The sequence below is a fragment of the Rubrivivax rivuli genome (assembly GCF_004016505.1).
GTDB classification, from domain to species: domain Bacteria; phylum Pseudomonadota; class Gammaproteobacteria; order Burkholderiales; family Burkholderiaceae_C; genus Rubrivivax; species Rubrivivax rivuli.
In genome coordinates, this window is sequence record NZ_SACR01000006.1 from 283,844 (window position 1) to 306,673 (window position 22,830).

Here is a 22,830-nt window from a genome sequence, read left to right on the forward strand (position 1 = left end):
GCTACGCCGAGCGACTGCTCTGGAACTGAAACGATCCAAACATCTCCGTTCGAGATGCCGCAAATTGCCGGCGAAGGGTTCCCGGTGTTGCCACACGCGGCCGTGTTGACCGTAGCTCCGGCTGCCCGCAGCGCTGCGACCGTGGAGTTGAGGTTTTCCTGCGTGGTGAGATTGGGGCCGCATTGAAGAGATGCCGTCGCTTTGTACACAGTGACTTCGGGTGGGTCACTGGGATCTCCTCCACCACAAGCACTGAGGGCAAGTGAAATTGCCGCCATGAAGCAGAGGTGAAATCGGCGTGCCCTTTTGTCCGAGAGGCGACGGCTGCGAATCACGATTGAACTCCTTTCGTGTGGGTCTGACGTTGGAGCTGAACGGCGCGCGACGGCAGGTGGCCGCCGGCCCAGAATGTTTCGGCTGTCGGCTCAGCAGACCATCATGCGATCCACACCGCACCGGGCGGCAAGTGCAGCGCGGCATCGCAACGCTGCGCACCGCCGTGCGTCCAGCGGGGTTGTGCAGGCACAGACCCGACCACCGGCAGGTCCAAGGCCTGACCTGACAGGTTGAAGGCCGCCCAGACTTCTTCGGCCTGCCAGTGACGGCGTATCAGAAGAGCCGGCCCCTGAGCGTGCACAAGCTCGAGATCGCCCCAGCGAAGCGCAGGCGACGCGCGCCGCAGCGCGATGAGCGCGCGTGTCGCGTTCAGCATCGAGTCCGGGTCGGATTGCTGGAGGTCCACGGCCAGGGCACGGTGGGCAGGATCGCAAGGCAGCCAGGGAAGAGCGGTGCTGAATCCGGCGTTCGGCGCGTCGGCCCGCCAGGGCATCGGCGTTCGGCAGCCATCGCGTCCCTCGCTCAAGGGCCAGTGGGCGATGCCAAAGGGGTCCTGCAGGTCCTCGCGACGCAACTTGCTTTGCGGCAAGCCCAGCTCTTCGCCTTGGTACAGGAACACGCTACCGCGCAACGCCAGCAGCAAGGCCATCCACGTGATGGGACTGGCGGCGTTGCCATCGGCCTCGCCACTGGCGCCCCCGAAAGCAAAGCTGGCGTTGGCACCCAGCCCCCAGCGGGTGGCGACGCGAGCGCTGTCGTGGTTGGAGAACGCCCAACTCGGCCACCCGGAAACCGGAGCCCAGGGATCCAGCTGTGCCTTCACCTGCGCCGCGCTGGGGCGCGCACCGAGGAAGCCGAAGGCGTAGGCCGTGTGCAGCAGATCCTGTCCCTCGGTGTATTCGATCATGCGCTGCGTGCCATCGAAACCGCCGATCTCGCCGACGGCCATGCGCTGCGACGCCCCATCGCCACCACCCATGCCGTCCATCAAGCTACGCAGACGCCGCAGGAAACCGAGCGTCTGCGGCTGATCGGCGTTGTGCAGATGGCGCTGCATCAGCACCGGCGATTCGCCGCGCAGCGGCTCCGGCAACGGCGGGTTGTCGCGCAACTGCGGGTCGTGGAAATAGAGGTTGGCGGTGTCGAGCCGGAACCCGTCCACGCCCCGGTCCAGCCAGAAGCGAGCGATCGCGAGGATGGCCTCCTGGACTGCTTCACAGTGGAAGTTGAGGTCCGGCATCTCCGGCAGGAAGTTGTGCAGGTAGTACTGCCGGCGCCGCGGGTCCCAGGTCCAGGCGGGGCCGCCCATCCAGCTTTGCCAGTTGTTGGGCGGCCGGCCGTCTTCCTGCGCATCCGCCCAGACGTACCAATCGGCCTTCTCGTTGTCGCGGCTGCTTCGGCTCTCGGCGAACCAGGGATGCTCCAGCGCCGTGTGGCTCCACACCTGGTCGATGAGGACGCGGAGCCCCAGGGCGTGCGCCCGTGCCAGGAGGGCGTCGAAATCCGCGAGCGAGCCGAAGCGAGGGTCGACCCCGCGGTGGTCGCTCACGTCGTAGCCGAAGTCCCGCATCGGGCTGGGGAAGAAAGGGCAGATCCAGAGGCCATCCACCCCCAGGCCGGCGATGTATTCCAGACGGTCGCTCAGGCCGCGCAGATCGCCTATGCCGTCCGCGTTGCTGTCGGCAAAGGAGCGGGGATAGACCTGGTAGATCACGGCGCCGCGCCACCAGGGCGTGCGCGTGGCAACGCTCGACGGCGGCCGAGTTTCGGTGGTGGCGGGGGAGGAGGACGTCATTGGGTGCAAAGAGGTTCGAAAGGAAAGTCAAAGGCGCACGGCCCGATCGTGGTCGCGGCTGCGCTTCATCAGTGGTCCAGCGAGAGAACGCCCGAGACCGAAGTGCCAGGTCCACGCGACCAGCAGCAGCTGAAGCGGTGTTCGCAGCCACAGGTAAACCAGGCCCCAGGCATGACCGCCCACCGGCACTTCCTTCCAGGCGGCATAGACATTCGCAGGGAAGAACGCCACCAGCACCACCAACGCGGTCCAGGCTGCCCATCGCTGGGTGTGGGGCCAGAGGAAACCCAGCGCGATGGCAATCTCCAGGACGCCCGTTGCCAGCACCAGGGGCACGCGGCCCGGCACCCATGCAGGCAGCATCAGGGCCATGGCCTCGGTCATCAGGAAATGACCAGAAGCTGTGAACAGAAAGGCGAGCACGAGACCCCAACGTCCAGCGGCAGCGGGGACGCTGGATCTGCCACGAACGCGCGCAAGCAGCGCAGCCATGCACCATGGCGCTGTCAACAGAAGCACGAGCAAGAGGGGGGTGGTCATGGAGACGTTGTGCGGGAACGTCGAGGCACCATGTGCCTCTGGAAGGATCGCGATCGCGTCAGTCGGGCTGATCTGGAGGAGACGCAGCGGAGGCTGAGGCCCGAGCGGGCGATTGCCACGCCACCAGCAGCAGGCAGACGATGAGCAGCACCGAGTACTCGGAACCGTTGCGGCCCAGGCCGACGACAAACCACCCGTGGGCCGCGTGCACCAGGGCGATGCCGGTGCCGTAGACCAGCGCAAAGGCCAGGCACAAGGGGCGCACCCCCCAGCCCAGCGCCAGCGCCACCGAGCCCAGGATCTCCAGCGCGGTGACGGCGGTGGCCAGCACCCATCCGGCCGGCAGGCCCTGGCTTTGCAGGAAGGCGCCGAAGGGCGACACACCACCGGCCCACCAGCGCGCCCAGCCGTGCGCGGCAATCAGCAGGGCCAGACACACCCGCAGCACCGCCCAGGCACGCAGAGAGTCGGTCTCGCCCTTGGGCGGCGGCGGAAGCAGGTTCTGAAGCATCGGTCTGTTCGCGGAGCCACAGCGCCCAGAGGCGGGCGCCGTGTTCGGGCACGCCCCCTGGGGCATGCCGGTGGATGTGCGCAGGCGCTTTGGCGCGGCACGCGAACGCAGATTCTGCGGACGCGTGGCGGGGATCGCCAGCGTCGAAGGCGCCTTTGCCCTAAGGTGCTGGCCCCGCCGCAGCAAGCGGGCAGAGCTCTCACTCAGAGTGTCGACAAACGGGCCACGAGGTCGTTGATCAGCACGCGCACGCGCAGGGGCTTGTGGCTGTCAGCGGGGTACAGCAACGAGAACGGTCGCGATGGATCGGCCCACCCGGGCAAGAGCCAGGCACTGTCGTGGCCGATCTTGTTCCGCGGGCTGCCGGCCTGCTCAAGCAGCACCCATCCACCCTTCTCTGAAACTCAAGGAACTGCCCACGCCTGACGTCCACATCCAGACCACGCGCGAAGGCGCGGCCCCAGAACAGGAGAGCGAGCTGATCCGCGGCACCACCGAACTCCTGATCCTTTCGCATGGAAGCGCACTTCAGGCCACGCTGCGCTGCTCGATCCGGCCGAAGTCCTTCGTCGATCTGCTGACGCTCATCCATGTGGACGGCGAGTGGAGAGTCATTGCCAAGGTCTTCCACTGGGAAGCGTGAACTTCATGCAGCGAAGCGGAGGCAGCAGGCTTGGCGTGATCACGCACCGTCTCGCAGCAGCAGCACGCTGAGCAACGCGGCGGCGGCCTGGCGCAGGTCGGGTTCGGCCTGCGGGTTCATCCAGACCCTCCCCTGCCCGGCGCCGAACAAGCTCAGCGCGGCCAGCGCTTGCCCATCGCTGTACAACACGAAGCCGACCGGCAGGCGCAGCCCGGCCAGCGCGGGCGTGGGGCCAGGTGCCTGCGCCATCAACGAAGCGAGCTCGATGCGCCTTCCGGCCTCGCTCTCGGCCCAGCCGATCTGGACCTTGCCGCCTTCGTGGCGGCTGACCAGGAAGCGCCAGCCTGCAGCATGCCTTGCAGTGGTGTCAGCGTGCCAGCCAGCGGGTGCTCGGTGCGTGTGCCTTCGCTGCCCGAGATACGCACACCGAATGCCGACCAGGCCCAGTCGCGCGCTGCGTTGTCGCGGGTCTGGAAGGCCTGCACGGCCAGGGGCGCCGCATACGGTCCGTTCTGCGTGAAGCGAAGATGGCTTTGGGCAGTCTCCAGGCGCGTCGCGACGCTGGCGCCGAACTGGCTCAGATTGAAAGCCTGGCAGCCGGCTGCGCAGCCCTGGCGCACTGTCTGCTGCTGGTTCTGGCGTGGCGAAGTCGCATACGCGCCGAAGCTCAGCGGCCGGCGGTCCGCCCGCCAGCCATGCCGCCCGCTGACCTCCAGCGGCTGCGCGGCCGCCAGTTCGGGCGGAAGCTGCGGCAGCAAGCTCACGCTGCCGCAGCCCTGCAAAAGCATGCACAGGCTCCAGACGCAGGCTGCGCGCACGAGCCCAGCGGCTGAAAGCGCGATCACGGCCCGCCATGCGGAGGGCACCACCGCAGCCAGCGCACCAAGGGGTGCGTCTGACCGCGTCGAAACTCCGGGTGTGGTCATGCGGGAGATCCTGCGAGCCTGGGATGGGGTCGCACGGGCAGGCTGCCCGGCGTACCCGACGCCCATTCCACAGGCGCGTCCCGCGGCGCGCCACTTCACCTTGGGGCAGCTGTGGCCTCAGCCCCGTGCGAGCGCACCGATCTTGGCCGCGTCGCGCGCCAGTTCCTCGCGCGTGGTGATGCGGCGGAACCAGACCGTCACGGCCGCCGAGGTCAGCACGATGAACAGCGAGTACAGCACCGGGATCAGCAGCACTTCCTGCTGCTGCGTGCCCGTGAAGGTGAGCAGCACGATCAGCACGCCCAGCGGCCCGTTCTGGATGCCGGTTTCCAGCGCGATGGTGCGCGCGCGGCGCCCGTCCTGCTTCACCAGGCGTGCGAAGACATAGCCCACCAGGAAGCCGCACAGCCCCAGGCCGATGGAGCCCACGTACACCTGCCACGGCGTGGTGGCCAGCAGCTGGTGGTTGCGCGGCACCCAGGTGGCGATGAGGAACACGATCACCACCACACCCAGCAAGCCACCCAGCATCTCGATGACGGCGCCCACGTTGGCGTTCCACTTGCGCAGCAGCATGCCGATGACGGTGGGCACCAGCAGCACGAACAGCACCTGGGCCACGTTGGCCGGGGGCACGCGCCATTCGCCCTCGATGTTGGCCGTGAGCAGGCCCAGCGTCAGCGGCACCAGCAGCACCGCGAACAGCGTGCTCACCACCGTCATCAGGATGGACAGGCTCAGCACGCCCTTGCTGAAGTAGTTGAAGATGTTGCTGGTGGTGCCGCCGGGCAGGCAGGCCATCAGGATCAGGCCCACCGCGTAGGCGGGGGGCAGCTGCAGCACGGTGGCCAGGGTCACGCCGACCAGCGGTGTGAGCACATAGGTGGTCACCAGGCCGATGCCCACACCGGCCGGCTTGCGCAGGGCCAGCACGAAATCCTTGAAGGTGAGGCTGGCGCCCATGCCCAGCATGATGAAGATCATCATCACGCTCAGCAGCTTGGTTTCGAAGTCGGAAAGCATGCTCGTTCAGCCCTTGGTCTTCTTGTGCGCGGCCAGAACCTCGGCACGCAGGTCGCGGCGCAGGATCTTGCCCACCGGGGTCTTGGGCAGTTCGTCGCGGAACTCGATGCGCGCGGGCAGCTTGTAGCCCGTCAGCAGCGTGCGGCAGTGGGCCTGCAGCGCCTCGGCGGTGAGGCTCTCGTCGCGCTTCACCACATAGGCGCGCACGGCCTCGCCGGTCTTGTCGTCGGGCACGCCGATGACGGCGGCCTCCAGCACGCCGTCGTGGCGCGAGAGCGCGTCTTCGATCTCGTTCGGGTAGACGTTGAAGCCGCTGACCAGAATCATGTCCTTCTTGCGGTCGACGATCTTGAAGGTGCCGTGGGCGTCCATCACCGCCACGTCGCCGGTGTAGAGCCAGCCGTCCTTCAGCACCTCGGCGCTGGCCTCGGGCCGCTGCCAGTAGCCCTGCATGACCTGCGGGCCGCGCACCACCAGTTCTCCGGGCTGACCCACGGCCACCGGCTGGCCGTGGTCATCGACCAGGCCCACATCGGTCATGGGTGCGGGAACGCCGATGGTGTCTTTCTGGCGCTGCGCGTTCAGCGGCTGGAAGCAGACCACGGGCGAGCTTTCGGTGAGGCCGTAGCCTTCGACCAGCGGCGCGCCCGTCACCTGCTCGAAGCGCTCTACCACCGCGTGGTGCATGGCTGCGCCACCGCCCCCGGCCGCCTTCAGGTGCTTGGGCGGGAAGGCGGTGAACCATTCTTCGCCCAGCAAGGCGTTGTAGAGCGTGTTCACGCCGGTGATCCAGGTGATCTTGTAGTTCTCGATGGCACGCTGCAGGTTCTGGATGGGCCGCGGGCTGGGCACCAGGATGTTGCGCGCGCCGGCCTCGAACATGCACAGGAAGTTCACCGTGAAGGCGAAGATGTGATAAAGCGGCAGCGCCGTGAGCACCACCTCCTGGCCTTCGTCGATGTGGCTTGCGCACATGGCGCGCATCTGCGCCATGTTCCAGAGCAGGTTGCCGTGCGTGAGCATGGCGCCCTTGGCCACGCCGGTGGTGCCGCCGGTGTACTGCAGCAGCGCCAGGCTGTCGTGCTTCAGGCCCTGGCTGTAGCTGGCCACCTCGCCGCCGGCCGCCGCCCCCTGCGTCAGCGCCGCTGGCAGTGCCGTGGCCTGCACGCCGTGGCGGGGCACCAGCTCGTTCCAGTACTTCATCACCGCATGCACGATGCCGCCCACCAGGGCCGGAAAGAACTCGGGCACGCGGGTGATGACGACGTGTTTCACGTCGGTGCCGGGCAGGGCCTGCTCCAGCTTGTCGGCGAACATGTCGACGACGACCACCACCTTGGCGCCGCTGTCCTTGAACTGGTGCGCCATCTCGCTGGCGGTGTACAGCGGGTTGGTGTTCACCGCCACGCAGCCGGCCTTCAGCACGCCCAGCAGCACCACCGGGTAGCTCAGGCAGTTGGGCATCTGGATCGCCACGCGGTCGCCGGCGGCCAGGCCCAGCACCTGGCGGAGGTAGCGCGCGAAGTGATCGCTCTTTTCCTGCACCTGCCCGTAGCTCAGGCTGCCGTACATGCCGTTGGGCATGACGGTGGTGAAGGCGGTCTGGGCTGCAAAACGCGTGCAGGCCGCGCTCGCCATGGCGGCGAGGCTGGGGTGCGCCGGCGTGGGCAGTTCGGCGCTGATGTGGCTGCCGTACTGACCCACCCAGGGCCGGAGGTGGTAGGGGTTGAGAGCGTCCATGGGGTTCCGGGCTGAGGGCGTCCAAGGCAGACCTTGGGGCGCGCACCATACCGAAGTCATTTGCCCCTGAAACTTGAGCGGTCAGCGCACAAGTGGCGGCCCGCGTGAGCGGCCGCGGTGGGCGCGGCCGGCTCAGCGTTCAGGCGGCAGCTCGCGCAGGGCCGCTGGCAGCGGCGTCAAGGCTGCCGGGGCAGGCGCTAGAGACCCGGAGGCACGCACGCGCGCCAGGCGTTCGGCGGTGTCGGGGTGGCTGCGCAACCAGGCCGTGCCAGCCGGGGCATCGGCCTGCGGCAGCACCCGGAACAATTGCGCCATGCCGCCCGCGTGCCCGTACAAGGCCATGCTGACGGCCAGGGCCTCTTCGTCGGCGAGCCTTTCGTTGTCGCGCGAATAGCCCAGCAGGGCCAGTTGCGCGGCACCGCCCAGCAGGCCCTGCGCCGCCTGCGCGGCACCCTCGGGCGCCACCACCGAGAGCACCAGCGCCACCGCCAGGCCGTGGCCCATGCTGGCGGCGACGTGCCGGTGCTTCACGTGCGCGATCTCGTGCGCCAGCAGGGCCGCCAGCGCTTCTTCACTGTCCAGCTTGCGCAGCAGGCCGTGGAAGACGCGGATGCGACCGCCCAGCGTGGCGTAGGCGTTGACGAAGTTCGACGGGTCGTCGGTCACCCGCACCTGCATGCCTGCGGGCAAGGCCATGCGGGCGGCCACGCGGTCGGCCAGGGCCTGCAGGGCCGCGTGCCGGGCGCGGGCCTGGGGGTCGGCAGGGGCGGCCTCGTCGAACAGGCGTTCGGCCAGCGCCACCTCATGCCGGAAGGGCAGGTGCGGTGCGAGCCAACGTGCCACCACGCCGGCGGCCAGCACCAGCACTGCCAAGGCAAAAAGGCTGGCTGCCAGCAGCCAGGCCAATTCGCGCAGCGGATGTTCGTCGCGCTCGAGCAGGTCTTCCGGCGGCAGCCGGTTCTCCAGCCGGGGCGGCGGCGGGGTCATGCGCGAGCGGGCGGCTTCAGGGCGCGCGGTGCAGCGCGGTGCCGAAGGCCATCACCTCCACCGAGGGCGTGGCCGAGCCGGCGATGGCGGTGCTCTCGAAACGCACCCCGATCACGAGCGTGGTGCCCGCGGCCTGGGCCTCGGCTTTCAGGCGCAGCAGAGCCTCGCGCCGGGCGCGCTCCAGCAAGGTTTCGTAGCCGCGGAAGCGCCCGCCGAAGAAGGCGCGGAAGCCGGCGACGAAGGTCTTGAAGTAGTCGGAGGAAATGACCACGCCCCCGCTGACCAGCACCGCGCCCGTGGCCGCCACGCCGTCGGGGATGTAGCGCGTGTTCAGGGCCACGATGTGGCGCAACGCCTCTTCGCGCTGGCGCAGGCTGCGGTAGTGCCGCCGCTCTTGCCAGCGGCCGGCGCCGTAGCCCAGCAGCAGCAGGCCCAGCAGCAGCCACAGGTTGAAGGTCTCGAGCCAGAAGCCGGCGTCCATGCCTGTGGCGCGCTCAAACGGGCTCGACCGTGACGGCCGAACCGTAAGCGAGGATCTCCGCCGCACCGGCCGTGATGCTGGTGGTGACGAAGCGCACGTTGAGCACGGCGTTGGCGCCCAAGGCCCGGGCTTCGTCGGTCATGCGCGCCACGGCCTCGGCACGGGCTTCCTGCATCAGGTCGGTGTAGGCCTTAAGTTCGCCGCCGACGATGTTCTTCAGGCCGGCCAAGATGTCCTTGCCGGCGTGCTTGGCGCGCACCGTGCTGCCCTGGGCGATGCCCAGGTGCGCGGTGACGCGATGACCGGGGGCGGTTTCGAGATTGCTGACCAGCATGCGCAAAGACTCCCTGTGTGCTGTGTTGTGCGCCGGATGATGCCGCGCCCCGGCGCTCACCGTGCGGCAGGCCCCACATCCACCCCCTTGGGCACGGGAGCGCACGCCGCCGGCTGGGCGCCACCGGGGTGGCCACCCTGCCCTGATCGGCCTTCGCACATACATATACCTTGATAATCCATATTACCAAGGTAGGTAAAAATGGCCAACAATCGGCGGCCGTGTGCGGCACACTACGCAGAAGTTCAAGCCTGACAAGCACTTGCCGCAACCGGCCCCAGCCGAACCGTCCACGCCGATGCCCAAACCGCGTTCCACTGCCGCGCCGCGCCGCCTGGGCCCGCCCCAGTTGGCCTTCGTGCGCTGCTGGGCCGAAGGGCTGGATCTCGTGGCCGCTTGGGACCGCTACCTCTATGTCGATGGCGTGGGCGACGGCCGGCGGGCCCGCGGCGAACTGCAGCGCCTGCTGGACGAACTGAGGGCCCTGGCGCGTGCCCACGGGCGGCCTGAGCTGGCAGCGCTGCTGCGCCGTGACCCCGCTGCGATGGTGGACAGCGCACGGGCAGCCCCCACGCTGGCGGAGTTCGCCGCGCAGCAGCCGGCCGACTACTACACCGAAGCCGAGCTCATCGCGCTGTACCAGGCCGAACACGGCCAGGCCGACGCCCGCAGCGCGGCCCGCCGCAAGCAGCGCCTGCGCCAGCGCCTGGTGGAGGCGCTGCAATGGCTGGAACGTCTGGTCGCGCGCGCCCCGGCACCGGACGACGCCGTCGACGCCTGGCTGGACGACAAGGTGGCGCAGCGCCTGGCCGCCGTGGGCATCCGGCGGCTGCAGGACTTGATGGTCTGGGTGCGCAGCAAGGGCTTCCACTGGCAGCGCGGCATCCCGCGCCTGGGGCCGGAAGGCGCAGCCCGCATCGTGCGCTGGCTGCGCGAGCACGAGGCCACGCTCGGAGCCCTGCCCTCCCCGGCCCTGGCGCCGCTGAGCCAGGTGGACACGCGGGCGCTCACGCCTTTGCCCCGTGTGGGCATCGTGCCGCTGGAACGCTTCATTCCCCCGGCCGAACGCGACGGCTCGCACGGCCTGAACCGGGCACCACTGGCGCGCTGCAAGATCGCCGCCGCCAACGACCATGAGGCGCTGCAGGCCTGGCTGCGGTTGCGCCTGCCCGGCAGCCACACCTGGCGCGCCTACCGCAAGGAAGGCGAACGATTCCTGCTGTGGGCTGTGATGCACAGGCGCAAGGCGCTGTCTTCGCTGGACGGCGACGATTGCGTGGCCTATCGCGATTTCCTGGCCAACCCAGGGCCGGAGTGGATGGGGCCGCGCAACGCCCAGCGCTGGTCTGAAGCCTGGCGGCCTTTCGAAGGCCCGCTGGCGCCGGGCTCGCAGGCGGCGGCGCTGACCATCGTGCGCTCGCTCTGCGAGTGGCTGGTGCGCCGCCACTACCTCGACAGCAACCCTTGGGACGACGTTCCGCAGCGCGCGGATGCGCCCTCGATGCCGCAGTTGCGCGCGCTGTCGCAGAAGCAGTGGGCCCTGGTGCAGGGCTGGCTGGCAGAGCAGTTGGCGCAGGCGCCCTCCCCTGCCCTGCACCGCCTGCGCTTCATGCTCGATTTCGCCTACATGACCGGCATGCGCCTGTCGGAACTGGCCGCCGCCGAACTGGGCTGGCTGCGCCAAGAGCAGCTCGACGACGGCGAGTGGGCGTGGTCGATCATGGTGCTGGGCAAGCGCAACAAGTGGCGCGAAGTGCCCCTGCCCGACGCTGCCATGCACGCGCTGCGCCTGTACCTGAAGGCGCGGGGCCTGCCGCCCGAGCCCTTCGACAATGCCTCGGCCACCCCGCTGATCGCCCACCTGGCGCAGGAAGCGCCGCTGACACCGGCCCGCATCTACGAGGTGCTGGTGACGGCCTTCGAGCGCTGTGCGGCCGCCATCGCCACGCAAGACCGGCGCTCGGCCGAACGTATCGCGGCGGCCTCCACGCACTGGCTGCGCCACACCTACGGCTCGCACGCCGCCGCCCAGGGCGTGCCGCAAGACGTGCTGCAGGCCAACCTGGGCCACGAGAGCCTGGCCACCACCTCGATCTACGTGCGTGCCGAGAAGGGCCGGCGGCACCGTGCGGTGCAAGCGGCCTTCGGGCCAGCCAAGGGGTGAAGCCAGGCCTCAGGGCGAACGGCGCCCTGCCCTGCCCTGCCCAGCGGTTCAGCGGCGGCTGAGCAGTTTCTCGAGGTAGGCGGCGAGTTCGGCTTCGGCCGCTTCGCCCAGGGCGCCAGCGGCGAACTTGATCACCACGCGGCCCCGCGTGTCACGCGTCATCAGCGCCTGGCGGCCGGCCGTGCCCTCGATGACCCGGTGCGTGGGTGTTGAACGGTTCAACAGCGTGACATCGGCGCCACCCACCAGCACGGCCAGCACCTGCGCGGCCGAGCGCACTTCACCGCTGGCCTTCAGGCGCCCTGCCCGGCCGAGCACGCCCTCCGGGTCTTTCTGCAGGGCTTCGGCCAGAGGCTGTGCCCAGCGGAACTGGATGTCCAGCGGGCTGGGAAAAGCAGCCACCACGGCATCGGGCAGGCGCGCGAGCGACAGGCTCTTGGACACCAGCGACACGTCCACGCCCAGGGCCTCGGCCAGGCGGCGCTGCGAGGGGTAGAGGCCTTCGTCCAGCGCACGGCGGTACATCGCGCCCTGCTCCCAGGCGCTGAGGTTCTTGCGCGCGCGGTTCTCGCGCTCCATGGCCTCGAAGAGCTGCTGGTCGCTCATCTCGGCCACCATGGCCTGCAACGGCAGCCCCAGCTCCAGGCAAGCGCGGTGGCGGCGGTGGCCGAACACCAACTCGTAGCCGGGTTGGCCCTCGGGTGTTGAACCGTTCAACACCCGAGGCAGCGCACGCACCGCCACCGGCTGCACGTTCGTGCCAGCGGCGGCGATGTCAGCCTTGAGTTCTGCAAAGGCCTCGTCGGCGAAAGAGTGCTCGTGCCGGTTGGCCCAGCGCGACGGGCGCACGGCTTGCGCGTCCAGCGCGCGCACGGGCAGGGCGCCATCGAAGGCCTTGAGCCGCTCGCGCAGTTCTTCGGCCTCCTTCACCGCGGCCGATTGCGAAGCCATGAACAGCGCCATGGAGCCCGGCGCCGTCTTCGGCCGCGGGTCGCCCAGGTCCGCGCGGTCGCCACGCTCCACGCGTTCTGCACCCCCCAGGCTGGGTTCGGCCGCCACCGGCGGCATCTGGATCAGGCTCGCCTTCGCCGCCAGCTTCTTGCTCATCGCTTGGTCTCCTTGCCGTCACGCGCCTCGGGTGTTGAACCGTTCAACGCTGCCGTCTGCCGCGCCCAGACACCCCGTATCGACCCCTCGATGTGGCCGACGAAACTGTCATAGGCATCACGCGCCCGCTTGAAGGTGCGCGCGCTGCCGTCGTACTTCGAGACGTCGTAGACCGTGCCGAACTCGGCGCTCGTCACGCCCGTCACCGCCGTCTTCGGGATCTCCACCGGCAACACCTTCTCGGCGTAGGTCTGGCCGATCCACTGCCGGATCACGTTGCTCGCCGCATCGGCCGAGTCCACACGCGCCAGCAGCACATGGATGAAATCGAAGGTCTTGTCCAGGCCGCGCCGTGTCAGCAGTTCGTTGGCCAGGTCGGAGAACAGGCTCCAGAACTGCGAGGCCGAGGCGAAGTCCAGGGCGTTGGGGGGCAGCGGCATGATGATGCCGTTGGACGCCATGAAGGCGTTGATGGTGGTGTACGACAGGGCCGGCGGCGTGTCGATGATGATCACGTCGTACTCGCCGCGCACGTCGTCGATGCCCAGGTCCAGCACGCGCCAGAACTCGAAACCCGGCTCCTGCGTCTGCCGCGCGGGCAGGGCGAACTCGGCGCCGAAGAGCACCGGCGCTGCACCCACCAGATCGATGCCGTCCCAGTAGGTGGGCCGGATGGCGTAGCGGATGGAAGTCTCGGTACCCATGGCCAGCGGCAGGATGGTGTCGCCTTCTTCAACCTCGGTATCGGGAAGGATGCCGAACAGCGTGGTCAGCGAGCCCTGCGGGTCGGTGTCGATCACCAGCACGCGGTGGCCGAGCAAGGACAGGCCCTGTGCCAGCGTGACCGCCGTGGTCGTCTTCGACACACCCCCCTTGAAGTTGCCGATGCTGATGGTGACGGCCTCGGCGCCGGGCGGGCGCAGCTTGTCCTTGCGGTAGTCGCGTGCCCACAGGCGGGCCTCGGCCAGTGTGAACTCGCGCCGACTGCCCGCCGCGTTCAGCCGTCCGGGTGGCAGGTCGCCCTTGCTCATGCGGTGCGAGATCGATCCCTTCTCCACGTCCAGTGCCGCGGCCAGCTGCGACAGGCTGAAGGTCGGCGGCGACTTGCGCGCCGAAGGCGCCAACATCGCCGAGCGGATCTGTTCCATCATCGCCACCGCGCGCTCGGCCTGGTTGGCAATGTCGGCCAGGCTGATCGGCCTGGGCTGCGGCAAACTCTTGCTCGTCATGGGTGCTCTCCGGGGAAGCCTGGAGTTTATCGCCCGCTTGACGGAAAACTGCTCGCTGAACGAAGAAGCGTCAAGCAGCCGTCTTTTGAGGTGTTGCGTTTCTTCCTTCAGGTGCCTCGGAATTTAAGAGATTCAGACCCTTCAAAGCCTTTAATTCCTTTAGCCGACGAAAACTGCTGCCCTGACAAGCACTTGCGTCACTTCACGTGAGTAGATGCGGGACACGGTGGAGACTTTGCGGGAACGCAGGTGAGTGCATGCAGGCCACGCCGGAGGCCGCGCAGGAACCCACGTGAGTGCAAGCGGGGCGCCCGCAGGGGCGCTGGCCCGCGATTCATGTGAGGGTTTTCAGGAGCTCCCAGGGCGGGCGCGACACACTCCCGGCAGGCGTCGGCATCCGTTCGCCGCCCGGTGCGGCAAACAGACGTGCCCGGGCCGACCGGCGCAGCCGGCAGCCCAGCGCCGACCCTTGGGCGGGCCTGTGGCGAGACACGGGTCGCTGCCTGCCGGTCCCAAAGCCCCGAAAACTCTCCGCCCAGGCGCCGTGCGCGAAGTGAATCGTCCGATTCACGTGAGACTTTTCGGGGGCTCCGAGCGCCTGGCGCCCGCCGCCCCTGATGTGAGAAGCCAACTCACCTATCGCGTACAGTCGTGGCGTGAACGCCCGCTTGCCCCCACCGGCCCCGTCGGAGGCCGAGAACGCTGCCCCGCCCCGGCCGCGCGGCCTCGCTGCGGCTGGCAAGCCCGACGACCCGGCGCTGCTGCTCAAGGCCGTCAACACGCTGGCCATCGTGCCGAAGTCAGCGCGCATCACCACGCTGGGGCGCAAGACCTACAACGTCCTGCTCTACCAGGCGCAGGAGCAAGGCCTGGAGCACGACGTCTTCCGCGCCCCGCTCGACACCCTGATCAAGGGCCTGGAATTCGACAGCCACGACCACGCGCTCATCAAGAAGCACCTGCGCGCCATGGTCTCCACCACGGTGGAATGGCAGTCGCCCACCACGGGCGAGGGCAGCACCTGGAACGTCAGCGGCCTGCTGGCCCACGCCAAGCTCAGCAAGGAAGGCGGGCAGGTGTGGGTGGAGTGGTCCTATGCCGTCAACCTGAAGCAGGAACTGCTCGAGCCCACGGTCTTCGCGCGGCTGCGGCTGGAGATCATCAGCCAGCTGCGCAGCCACGCCGGCGTGGCGCTGTACGAGATCTGCACGCGCTACAAGGACATCGGCCGCACCGCGCGCCAGGCCTGGCGCTGGTGGTACCCGGTGCTCAGCGGCAACCCGCCCAGCGACAAACTGGCCAAGCTGGAATACCGCATCTTCAAGCGCGACACGCTCAAGCCCGCCATCGCCGAGGTGAGCGCCATCACCGACATCGAGGTCGAACTCGTCGAGCACAAGCAGGGCCGATTCATCGACGAGATCCAGTTCCGCATCGCGCCCAAGCGCCAGGCTTCGCTGGCCCTTACCCGGCCGCCGCAGCCGGTGGACCTGGCCCTGGTGGCGCGCGCGCAGCGCCTGGGCTTGGGCGACGAAGCCGCCGAAGACATGGTGGCCGTGCACGGAGAAGACGCTTTCCGCGCCGGGCTCGATTCGCTGGAGCGGCGAATGGCCAGCAGCTACCCCGAGCCCTTGCGCGACCCCACGCGCTACCTGCGCGCCTTGATGCCCGGTGAAGCCGCCCGCGCGCAGAAGCGCAGCGCCGAACTCGAAGCCGAAGCCGCCAGCGAGGCCCAGGCCGCCGGGGCAGGGCAGGGCGGCCGCGCCGAGGCGCCAAGCCCGGCTGCCCGCGACCTGCAGGCCAAGCGCCAGGCGCGCTGGCTGGCCGAATGGACCCGCCGCCGCCACGAGCAGTGCGCCGCCGACATCGAGGCGCTCAGCACCGAGGCGCAGCGCGAGCTCGAGGCCAGCCTGATGGCCGCGCTGCAGGCCCGCAAGGCCCACCCCTCGCTCACCAAGCGCCTGGCCGCCAGCGGCTGGCAGCACCCCATGGTGCGCCACGAGATGCTGCGCCACTTCGGCGCCGCCAGCTACGGCCCGGGCTGGGACCAGCCCAGCGCCGAGCAGCTGCTGGCCATCGCCGCCGAAATGGGCGCTGACAAAGCCGGAGAAGAGCGCTGAGCTGGCTGGACGAGTTCGACACGCGCCTGGCCGCGCTGGACGCGCAGGCCCTGCGCCGCACCCGCCGCCGCGTGCGGCCCGGCCCGGGCGCCACGATGGTGGTGGACGGCGTGCCGCTGCTGGCCTTCTGCAGCAACGACTACCTCGGCCTCACGCAGGCCGGTGCGCTGAAGGCTGCCGTGCATGCGGCCGTGGACACCTATGGCGTCGGCGCTGGCGCTTCGCCCATGGTCAGCGGCCACAGCGAGGCCAACGCTGCGCTGGAAACCGAGCTCGCACAGGCCGTGCAACTGCCGCGCGCGCTGTACTTCTACGCGGGCTACGCCACCAACGCCAGCATCGTGCCGGCGCTGGTGGGCCCGGGCGATGCGGTGTTCTCCGATGCGCTGAACCACGCCTGCCTCATCGACGGCGCGCGTTTGTCCAAGGCCGGGGTGCACCGCTACGCGCATGCCGATCTCGCCGGGCTGGCCGCGGCGCTGCAGGCCAGCCCGGCACGCCGCAAGCTCGTCATCAGCGACGCGGTGTTCAGCATGGACGGCGACGTGGCCGACCTGCGCGCGCTGCTGGCCCTGTGCGAGGCGCACGATGCGCTGCTGCTGCTGGACGACGCCCACGGCTTCGGCGTGCTCGGCCCGCAAGGCCGCGGCGCGCTGGCCGCCGCCGGGCTGACGGGGCCCGGCGCTTCAAACCGCGTGCTCTACATGTCCACGCTGAGCAAGGCCATCGGCGTGGCCGGGGCCTTCGTGGCCGGGACTGATCGCCTGATCGAATGGCTGCTGCAGAAGACGCGCAGCTACACCTACGCCACCGCCGCGCCCGCGTTGCTGGCCGAGGCTGCGCGCGCCGCGCTGCGCGTGGTGCTCGGCGATGAAGGCGAGGCCTTGCGCCAGCGCCTGCAGGCACGCATCGCCCAACTGCGCGCGGGCCTGGCCCCCGGGGCCGATGCCGCACTCGATGCCGCCGGCTGGCGCCTGATGCCCTCGGCCACGGCCATCCAGCCGCTGGTGGTGGGCAGCGCAGAAGCCGCGCTCGCCTTGATGGCGCAGCTGCGCGAGCAGGGCCTGTGGGTGCCGGCCATCCGCCCGCCCACGGTGCCGGCAGGCACGGCACGGCTGCGCATCGCGCTGTCGGCCGCGCACGAAGAGGCCGATGTGCAGCGGCTGCTGCAGGCCTTGCAGGCCGCCGCCGCGCGTTCGTATCGCTGAAGCTGGGTGATCAGCCCGCGCTGGCCTTGATGGCGGGCGCCAGCAGCGCCTGCGGCAGGCCGCGCAGGATCTCGGCCACGCACTCGGCATTCAGCTTCGCCCCGGCGTCGTTGGTGTGCGTGCGCGCATCGGAGAACAGGCCTTCCACGGCGGCCGCGCCGATCTGCTGGTAGCGCGCGGTCACGCGCATCGTCAGGTCGACGAAGAGCGCGCCTTCACGCTCGGCGACCTCGCGGCCCCAGGCCGCGTGTTCGGGGAAATCGCGGCCTTCCTGCCAGCGGTCCTTGTGCGGGATGGGCGACAGCACCACCGGCACCACGCCCGCGTCCAGGGCCTCGCGCACGTAGCGCGTGAGGTAGGCGCCGAAGCTCTGCACGGGTTCCACCGTGCCGTCGGGCAGGGTCTCGGCCTGGCGCTCGGGGCCGGTGCCGGGCAGGCTGCCGCGCTGCTTGCCGGCGGGGTCGCCCACGCGTGCCACGTCGTTGTGGCCGAACTGGATCAGCACCACATCGCCCGGCTTGAACTGCGCACGCACACGCGCCCAACGCCCCTCGCGCAGGAAGGTGCGCGTGCTGCGCCCGCCGATGGCGTGGTTGGCCAGCTGGATCTGCTGCGCATCGAGCCAGGGCGCCAGGCGCTCGCCCCAGCCCCAGTGCCCGTTCTGGCCCGCGCTGCGCACGGTGGAATCGCCCACCAGAAACAGCGTCGGCAGGCGCGGGTTCAGCGGCGCCGCAGCCGGGGTGTTGTTGTCGGCGGGCGCTGCGGCGGGGGGCGGCAGGAAGGCGGCCTCGGGCAGCAGTTGCTGCGCCCGCAGCGCCTGGAGCACCAGCTGCGCGTTCAGCGCCGAGCCGGCCCAGTTGGGGTGCACGCGCTCCTCGGGCGTGGTGCGCGGGAAGAGCATGTCCACCACCACCGGGCCCAGGGCGTCGTAGCGCTCGCTGACCAGCGTGTCCAGGTCGATCAGCGGCACGCCGGTCTCGCGCGCCACGGCCGTGGCCCAGCCGGCGTGCGCAGCCGTGCCGCGCTCGGTGCGGCCCTGCTCGTCGCGCCGCTTGCGCGGGATGGGCGTGCACAGCACCGGCCGCGCACCCAAGGCACGGATCTCCTCGATGTAGCCGCGCAGGTAGGCGCCGTAGGTCAACACCGTCTCGCGCTGGCCGGTGAGCTGGTTGTCGATGGTCTCCTGCTCGGGCCCCGTGCCGCGCAGCGTGCCGCGGGCGCGTTGGGTGTCGTTGATCGGGCCGCTGTCGTTGTGGCCGAACTGGATCAGCACCACGTCGCCGGCCTTGATGAAGGCCTTCGTGCGCGCCCAGTGGCCGCCCGTGCGGTAGGTGCGGCTGCTCAGGCCGCCGATGGCGCGGTTGACGGTGTTCAGGCGCGTGGCATCCAGGTAGCGCGCCAGCACGTGGCCCCAGCCCCACTGGCCCACGGGGCCCAGGCGCTGGCCGTCGTCGCGGCCGTTGCGCACCGTGCTGTCGCCGATCAGCAGCAGCGAGGGCAGGGCGGGGTTGGCGGGCTCCGGCAGGGTCAGCGGGGGCGTGCGCGGGTCGGTGTTGACGGCGGCGGGCGGGGCTGCCGACGCAGCGGCGGGCGTTGGCGCCGCGGCCGGTTTCGCCGTGCTGCAGCCCGCCGCCAGACCGGCCAGGCCGGCGCCCCACAGGGCGCTGGTTTGCAGCCACAGGCGGCGGGCGGGCAGGGCAGGGCGGTGGCGCATGGCTGTGAGGTCTCCGGGCAGGGCCGCGCTGTGTTCTGGTGGGGGCCTGCGGGGCAGGCTTGCGCGGCACGGCCGCAAGGCTAAGCCGCCGCGCACGGCGTGCCGGGCCGGTGGCGGCCATCGCTCAAGTTCGTGAGTGATGGCGCCAGCCCGGGGTGGGCCCGCTGCCGGTGCGCGGCCGGCGTGTCTAGAGTCGGCGCCACCATGCACACGCCTCTTCCATCGCCTTCCCGCCGCGGCCTCTTCGCGCTGCTCACGCTGGCCACGGCCCTGCTGCTGCACACCAGCGCCTGGGCGCAGATCGGCCAGCGTTTCCCGTCTGAGCGCCGCGTCGTGCCCGACCCTGTCACCGGCATCCCGCTGGTCTTCCTCACCACCGCGCCGCGCGGCGATTCGAAGATCTACCCCTCGCACCCGCAGTGGACGGCCGACGGCCAGTGGCTCGTCTTCCGCAGCGACCGCGCCGGCCGCGAGGCCATCGCCGTGCACGAGGCCAGCGGCGTGATGGTGCAGGTGACCGAGGGCGGCTACAGCGGCATGCTCAACCTCGACCTGCGCGCCAACCGGCTGGTCTTCCTGCGCGAAGTGCCGGGCGCGCCGGCCCCGGCCGTGCGCGGCGCGCCGCGTGCGATGCAGGCCGTGGAAGTGGACCTCGACCGCCTCTTCGCCGACAGCGCCGCCGGCACGCTGAAGCCCGAGGCCCAGGCGCGCTACCAGCGCGTGTTCGCCACCCTGCCGGCCGAACTGCAGGCCGATGGCGACAGCGCGCTCGATGCCGATGGCCAGTGGCTCTACTTCCGCATCGGCAAGGAAGCCGCGGCGCGCCGCCTGCCGGCGGGCACGCGCGTGGAACCCAACTTCGGCCCGCGCAACATGGGCGCCGGGCCCACCGGCATCGCGCGGGTGCACCGCCAGACCGGCGAGGTGCAGCACGTGGTGAGCGTGGGCTTCCAGATCGGCCACGTGCAGGCCAACCCCTGGGTGCCCGGCGAACTCGTCTTCAGCTGGGAAACCGGCGGCAAGAGCCCGCAGCGCACCTGGACGGTGAAGGGCGACGGCACGGGCCTGCGCCCGCTCTTCCCCGAGGCGCCCTACGACTGGGTCACGCACGAGGCCATCATCACGCGCGACGAGGTGGCCTTCGCCATCATGGGCCACCGCCCGGTGGCGGCCTTGCCCTCGGCTTCGGCCCCGGCCGGCACCTCGTGGCAGGGCGCCAACCCGGGCCAGGAAGCCGCCTGGGGCCCGAGCGGCACGCGTGAGAAACCCACCGGCCTGGGCATCGTGAACCTGCGCACGCGCGAGATGCGCATCGAGGCGCAGACGCCTTCGGGCAGCGGCCTGTGGCACGTGCACGGCTCGCCCGATGGACGCTGGGCCGTGGGCGACGACTTCTCGCGCCGGCTGGTGCTGGTGGACCGCCGCAACGGCCGCATGCGGCTCTTGAGCACCGGCCACCGCGACACCGCACGCGACCACCCGCACCCCACCTTCAGCCCCGACGGCAAACGCATCCAGATCCAGAGCGCGATGCTCGCGCCCGATGGCCGCGCGATGAACATCGTCGTCATCGCCGTGCCCGAGGCCTGGCAGAACGAAGTGCCCGCGCCCACCGACGTGGTGCGTTGAAGCGCGTGCGGGCGGTTTTCATCGCCGCGGTGCTGGGCGTGCTGGGGCCCGCGGCGGCGCAGGCTGCCGAAGCCGCACAACCCGCGCCGCGCCCGCTCTACCGCGACCCGCTGCACGACGGCGCCGCCGATGCCGCGCTGGTCTACAACCGCGGCACCCAGCGCTGGGAGATGTTCACCACGAACCGCCGCGCCACGCTGCGCCTGCCCGATGCGAAAGACGTGCGCTGGGTGCACGGCACGCGCATCGGCATCGCCGCCACCGACGACGGCCAGCACTGGCGCAGCGTGGGCCTGGCGCAGTTCCCGCCCGAGTGCAGCGGCCCCACGGACTGGGCGCCCGAGATCGTCGAGCACGAGGGCACCTACCACCTGTGGCTGACCGTGGTGCCCGGCGATCCCGACACGCACACGCGCTGGCAGGGCACGCGCCACCTGCAGCACCTCACCAGCACCGACCTGCGCACCTGGCGCTGCGAAGAGCGGCTGGAACTCGGCAGCCCGCGCGCCATCGACGCGGCCGTGGTGCGCCTGCCCCCGGCCCTGGGCGGCGGCTGGCGCCTGTGGTTCAAGGACGAAGCGCAAGGCAGCCGCCTCTTCCAGGCCGACAGCCCCAACCTGCGCCGCTGGACGGTGCGCGGCCCCGTCACCACGCAGGCCGGCGAGGGCGCCAAGGTCTTCTTCTTCGCCGGCCGCTGGTGGCTGGTGGCCGACCTCTGGCGCGGCCTGCTCGTGATGCGCAGCGACGATGCCGCCACCTGGCAGGAACAGCCCACGCGCCTGCTCGCCGAGCCCGGCCGCCACGCCACCGACCGCGCCAAGGGCCAGCACCCCGACGTGGTGGTGCGCGGTGACCGGGCTTTCCTCTTCTACTTCGTGCACCAGGGCGGCGAGCCCGAGGCGCAGGCCGACGAGCGCTTCCACCAGCGCAGCGTCATCCAGGTGGCCGAGCTGCAGCTGCAGGACGGCTGGCTGGTGGTGGACCGCGATGCGCCGCCCCCCGATCTGCGCGGCCTCTTCGGCGCGGGGCAGGCGCCGCGCTGAAGCGCGCGGGAAGGGCTACAGGCCGCCCGGACGCCAGCCGATGCGCAGCAGGTTCTGCAGCGGCTGGAACAGCGGTGTGGGCAGCGCGTCCCAGGCGAACCAGGCCCAGCCTTCGCACTTCTCGGGCTCCAGGTTGCGCGGCGTGCCCTGCAGGCTGCGCGCCACCACGTAGACGGTGAGGAAGTGCTGGGTGTGCTGCCCGCCTTCTTCGAACACGTCGTTCGTGTAGGGCCCGAGTTCCAGGTGACGGGCCACCAGGCCGGTCTCTTCCAGCAACTCGCGGCGCGCGCAGTCTTCCAGCGCTTCGCCGAACTCCAGCCGCCCGCCCGGCGCCGCCCAGTGGCCCGCGCCGTGCGAACCGCGGCGTTTGCCCAGCAGCAGCAGGCCCTGGTGCACCACGAGCACGCCCACGCCCACGCCGGGGCGGGTGGCGGTTGGCGTGCTCACGCTGGGCGTGTTCATTCGCGCTGCTTGCGCCGTTGTTCGTCGGCCTGCTTGCGTGCGGTGCGCACACGGTCCAGGCACAGCTGGCGCTCGGGTGCCGACACCATGCGGTCGCACTGCCGCTGCTGCTCGGCCGCGGCGGTGTCGTAGGCGATCACGGCGCAGCCGCTGCACAGCAGCAGGGCCAGGGCGAGCAGACCGGGGCGCAGGGCGGAGGACAGGTTCAGGGGCATGGCATGAAGGATCTGGGGCAGGGTGGGGCAGGGCGCCAGCACCGCCGGCACAGGATACTTCGCCCCACGCCGAACACCTGCGCCATGCCCACCACCATCGCCTTCCTCCGCGCCATCAATGTCGGCGGCCGCTTTCTCAAGATGGCCACCTTGCAGGCGCACTTCGAGACCCTGGGCTGCACCGGCGTTCGCACCTACATCAACAGCGGCAACGTGATCTTCGAAACGCGTGCGCGCAGCCTGCCGCGCCTGGCGCAGACGCTGGAAGACGGCCTCGAGCCGCTGCTGGGTTTCCGCTCGGAAGTCTTCCTGCGCACGCCCGCGCAACTGCAGCAGATCGCGCAGCGCGCCACCGCCCACCGCGCCGCCGTGCCGCCCGAAGGCGAGGTGAACGTGGCCTTCCTGAGCGCGCCCTTGAACGAGGCCCACACCGCGGCGCTGGACACGCTGAAAACCACCCTCGACGATTTCGCGTGCGAGGGCAGCGAGGTCTACTGGCTCTGCCGCGGCCGCCAGAGCGACAGCAAATTCTCCAACGCCAGCTTCGAGCGCCGCCTGCAGCAGCGCGCCACCTTCCGCCGCCAGCGCATGCTGGCGGGCCTGGCCGCCACGCTGTGAGCACC

General features: G+C 70.4%; 22 protein-coding genes. 7 read left to right on the plus strand and 15 right to left on the minus strand.

Going from position 1 to position 22,830, the window contains the following annotated elements; genetic code table 11:
* Positions 1-436: 436 nt before the first annotated feature.
* From EOE66_RS19780 to EOE66_RS19790, 3 genes are read right to left on the minus strand one after another with little or no spacing between them, the layout of a single operon-like run.
* Positions 437-2,131, minus strand: a complete 1,695-nt coding sequence (locus tag EOE66_RS19780; protein WP_128230457.1) for an alpha-amylase family glycosyl hydrolase — start codon at positions 2,129-2,131, stop codon at positions 437-439.
* Between the two features lie 27 nt (positions 2,132-2,158).
* Positions 2,159-2,671: a DoxX family protein gene (locus tag EOE66_RS19785; RefSeq protein WP_128230458.1), complete on the minus strand. Its 513-nt coding sequence runs from the start codon at positions 2,669-2,671 to the stop codon at positions 2,159-2,161.
* A gap of 58 nt (positions 2,672-2,729) precedes the next feature.
* A complete protein-coding gene (locus tag EOE66_RS19790) occupies positions 2,730-3,182 on the minus strand; it encodes a DoxX family protein (RefSeq protein ID WP_205702759.1) in 453 nt (150 codons plus the stop codon).
* A gap of 301 nt (positions 3,183-3,483) precedes the next feature.
* Here EOE66_RS19790 and EOE66_RS19795 point away from each other — a divergent pair, with 301 nt between their 5' ends.
* Positions 3,484-3,825: a nuclear transport factor 2 family protein gene (locus tag EOE66_RS19795; protein WP_128230459.1), complete on the plus strand. Its 342-nt coding sequence runs from the start codon at positions 3,484-3,486 to the stop codon at positions 3,823-3,825.
* A 39-nt stretch (positions 3,826-3,864) separates the two neighbouring features.
* On the opposite strand, the gene EOE66_RS19800 is transcribed toward EOE66_RS19795, so the two are convergent.
* The 7 genes from EOE66_RS19800 to EOE66_RS19830 form a co-directional block, all read right to left on the minus strand.
* Positions 3,865-4,074, minus strand: coding sequence for a hypothetical protein (locus tag EOE66_RS19800; RefSeq protein WP_128230460.1), 210 nt, complete (start codon positions 4,072-4,074; stop codon positions 3,865-3,867).
* Positions 4,074-4,751 (minus strand): hypothetical protein, encoded by a 678-nt coding sequence (locus EOE66_RS19805; RefSeq protein ID WP_128230461.1) that lies wholly within the window; start codon positions 4,749-4,751, stop codon positions 4,074-4,076. The genes EOE66_RS19800 and EOE66_RS19805 overlap by 1 nt, the downstream gene beginning before the upstream one ends.
* 117 nt (positions 4,752-4,868) lie before the next feature.
* The gene (locus EOE66_RS19810; protein ID WP_128230462.1) at positions 4,869-5,774 is read right to left on the minus strand and encodes a bile acid:sodium symporter family protein; all 906 of its coding nucleotides are present in this window, start codon (positions 5,772-5,774) and stop codon (positions 4,869-4,871) included.
* Positions 5,775-5,780: 6 nt separating this feature from the next.
* Entirely contained in the window at positions 5,781-7,514 is a 1,734-nt protein-coding gene (locus tag EOE66_RS19815; RefSeq protein ID WP_128230463.1) for an AMP-binding protein, read from the minus strand.
* A 132-nt stretch (positions 7,515-7,646) separates the two neighbouring features.
* Entirely contained in the window at positions 7,647-8,501 is an 855-nt protein-coding gene (locus tag EOE66_RS19820) for a M48 family metallopeptidase (RefSeq protein WP_128230464.1), read from the minus strand.
* Positions 8,502-8,517: 16 nt separating this feature from the next.
* The gene (locus EOE66_RS19825) at positions 8,518-8,982 is read right to left on the minus strand and encodes a YbjQ family protein (protein WP_128230465.1); all 465 of its coding nucleotides are present in this window, start codon (positions 8,980-8,982) and stop codon (positions 8,518-8,520) included.
* A gap of 13 nt (positions 8,983-8,995) precedes the next feature.
* On the minus strand, positions 8,996-9,316 hold the full coding sequence (locus tag EOE66_RS19830) for a YbjQ family protein (RefSeq protein ID WP_128230466.1): 321 nt from the start codon (positions 9,314-9,316) through the stop codon (positions 8,996-8,998).
* A gap of 298 nt (positions 9,317-9,614) precedes the next feature.
* Between EOE66_RS19830 and EOE66_RS19835 the strand changes: the two genes are divergently transcribed.
* Positions 9,615-11,480 carry a site-specific integrase gene (locus EOE66_RS19835; protein WP_128230467.1) on the plus strand — a complete coding sequence of 622 codons (1,866 nt, stop codon included), beginning with the start codon at positions 9,615-9,617 and terminating at the stop codon, positions 11,478-11,480.
* Positions 11,481-11,528: 48 nt separating this feature from the next.
* Here the strand turns inward: EOE66_RS19835 and EOE66_RS19840 are convergent, their stop codons facing one another.
* Both EOE66_RS19840 and EOE66_RS19845 read right to left on the minus strand, forming a co-directional pair.
* Positions 11,529-12,587, minus strand: a complete 1,059-nt coding sequence (locus tag EOE66_RS19840; RefSeq protein WP_128230468.1) for a ParB/RepB/Spo0J family partition protein — start codon at positions 12,585-12,587, stop codon at positions 11,529-11,531.
* Positions 12,584-13,816, minus strand: coding sequence for an AAA family ATPase (locus EOE66_RS19845; RefSeq protein ID WP_205702760.1), 1,233 nt, complete (start codon positions 13,814-13,816; stop codon positions 12,584-12,586). Before EOE66_RS19845 ends, EOE66_RS19840 begins: the two co-directional genes overlap by 4 nt.
* A 668-nt stretch (positions 13,817-14,484) precedes the next feature.
* On the opposite strand from EOE66_RS19845, the gene EOE66_RS19850 reads away from it, so the two are divergent.
* A complete protein-coding gene (locus EOE66_RS19850) occupies positions 14,485-15,936 on the plus strand; it encodes a replication initiation protein (RefSeq protein ID WP_128230469.1) in 1,452 nt (483 codons plus the stop codon).
* A 71-nt stretch (positions 15,937-16,007) separates the two neighbouring features.
* Positions 16,008-17,144 (plus strand): aminotransferase class I/II-fold pyridoxal phosphate-dependent enzyme, encoded by a 1,137-nt coding sequence (locus tag EOE66_RS19855; protein WP_245479117.1) that lies wholly within the window; start codon positions 16,008-16,010, stop codon positions 17,142-17,144.
* 10 nt (positions 17,145-17,154) lie between these two features.
* On the opposite strand, the gene EOE66_RS19860 is transcribed toward EOE66_RS19855, so the two are convergent.
* Positions 17,155-18,858 carry a rhamnogalacturonan acetylesterase gene (locus EOE66_RS19860; RefSeq protein WP_128230471.1) on the minus strand — a complete coding sequence of 568 codons (1,704 nt, stop codon included), beginning with the start codon at positions 18,856-18,858 and terminating at the stop codon, positions 17,155-17,157.
* A 204-nt stretch (positions 18,859-19,062) separates the two neighbouring features.
* Between EOE66_RS19860 and EOE66_RS19865 the strand changes: the two genes are divergently transcribed.
* Together EOE66_RS19865 and EOE66_RS19870 are read left to right on the plus strand one after the other, a co-directional pair.
* Complete coding sequence (locus tag EOE66_RS19865) at positions 19,063-20,487, plus strand: TolB-like translocation protein (protein ID WP_128230472.1); 1,425 nt, start codon at positions 19,063-19,065, stop codon at positions 20,485-20,487.
* On the plus strand, positions 20,484-21,530 hold the full coding sequence (locus EOE66_RS19870) for a glycoside hydrolase family protein (protein ID WP_205702761.1): 1,047 nt from the start codon (positions 20,484-20,486) through the stop codon (positions 21,528-21,530). Before EOE66_RS19865 ends, EOE66_RS19870 begins: the two co-directional genes overlap by 4 nt.
* A gap of 15 nt (positions 21,531-21,545) precedes the next feature.
* Here the strand turns inward: EOE66_RS19870 and EOE66_RS19875 are convergent, their stop codons facing one another.
* Both EOE66_RS19875 and EOE66_RS19880 read right to left on the minus strand, forming a co-directional pair.
* The gene (locus EOE66_RS19875) at positions 21,546-21,992 is read right to left on the minus strand and encodes a nucleotide triphosphate diphosphatase NUDT15 (RefSeq protein WP_128230473.1); all 447 of its coding nucleotides are present in this window, start codon (positions 21,990-21,992) and stop codon (positions 21,546-21,548) included.
* Positions 21,989-22,207 (minus strand): hypothetical protein, encoded by a 219-nt coding sequence (locus EOE66_RS19880; RefSeq protein ID WP_128230474.1) that lies wholly within the window; start codon positions 22,205-22,207, stop codon positions 21,989-21,991. Before EOE66_RS19880 ends, EOE66_RS19875 begins: the two co-directional genes overlap by 4 nt.
* Positions 22,208-22,291: 84 nt before the next feature.
* Here EOE66_RS19880 and EOE66_RS19885 point away from each other — a divergent pair, with 84 nt between their 5' ends.
* Complete coding sequence (locus tag EOE66_RS19885) at positions 22,292-22,825, plus strand: DUF1697 domain-containing protein (protein WP_164885193.1); 534 nt, start codon at positions 22,292-22,294, stop codon at positions 22,823-22,825.
* Positions 22,826-22,830 lie beyond the last annotated feature (5 nt).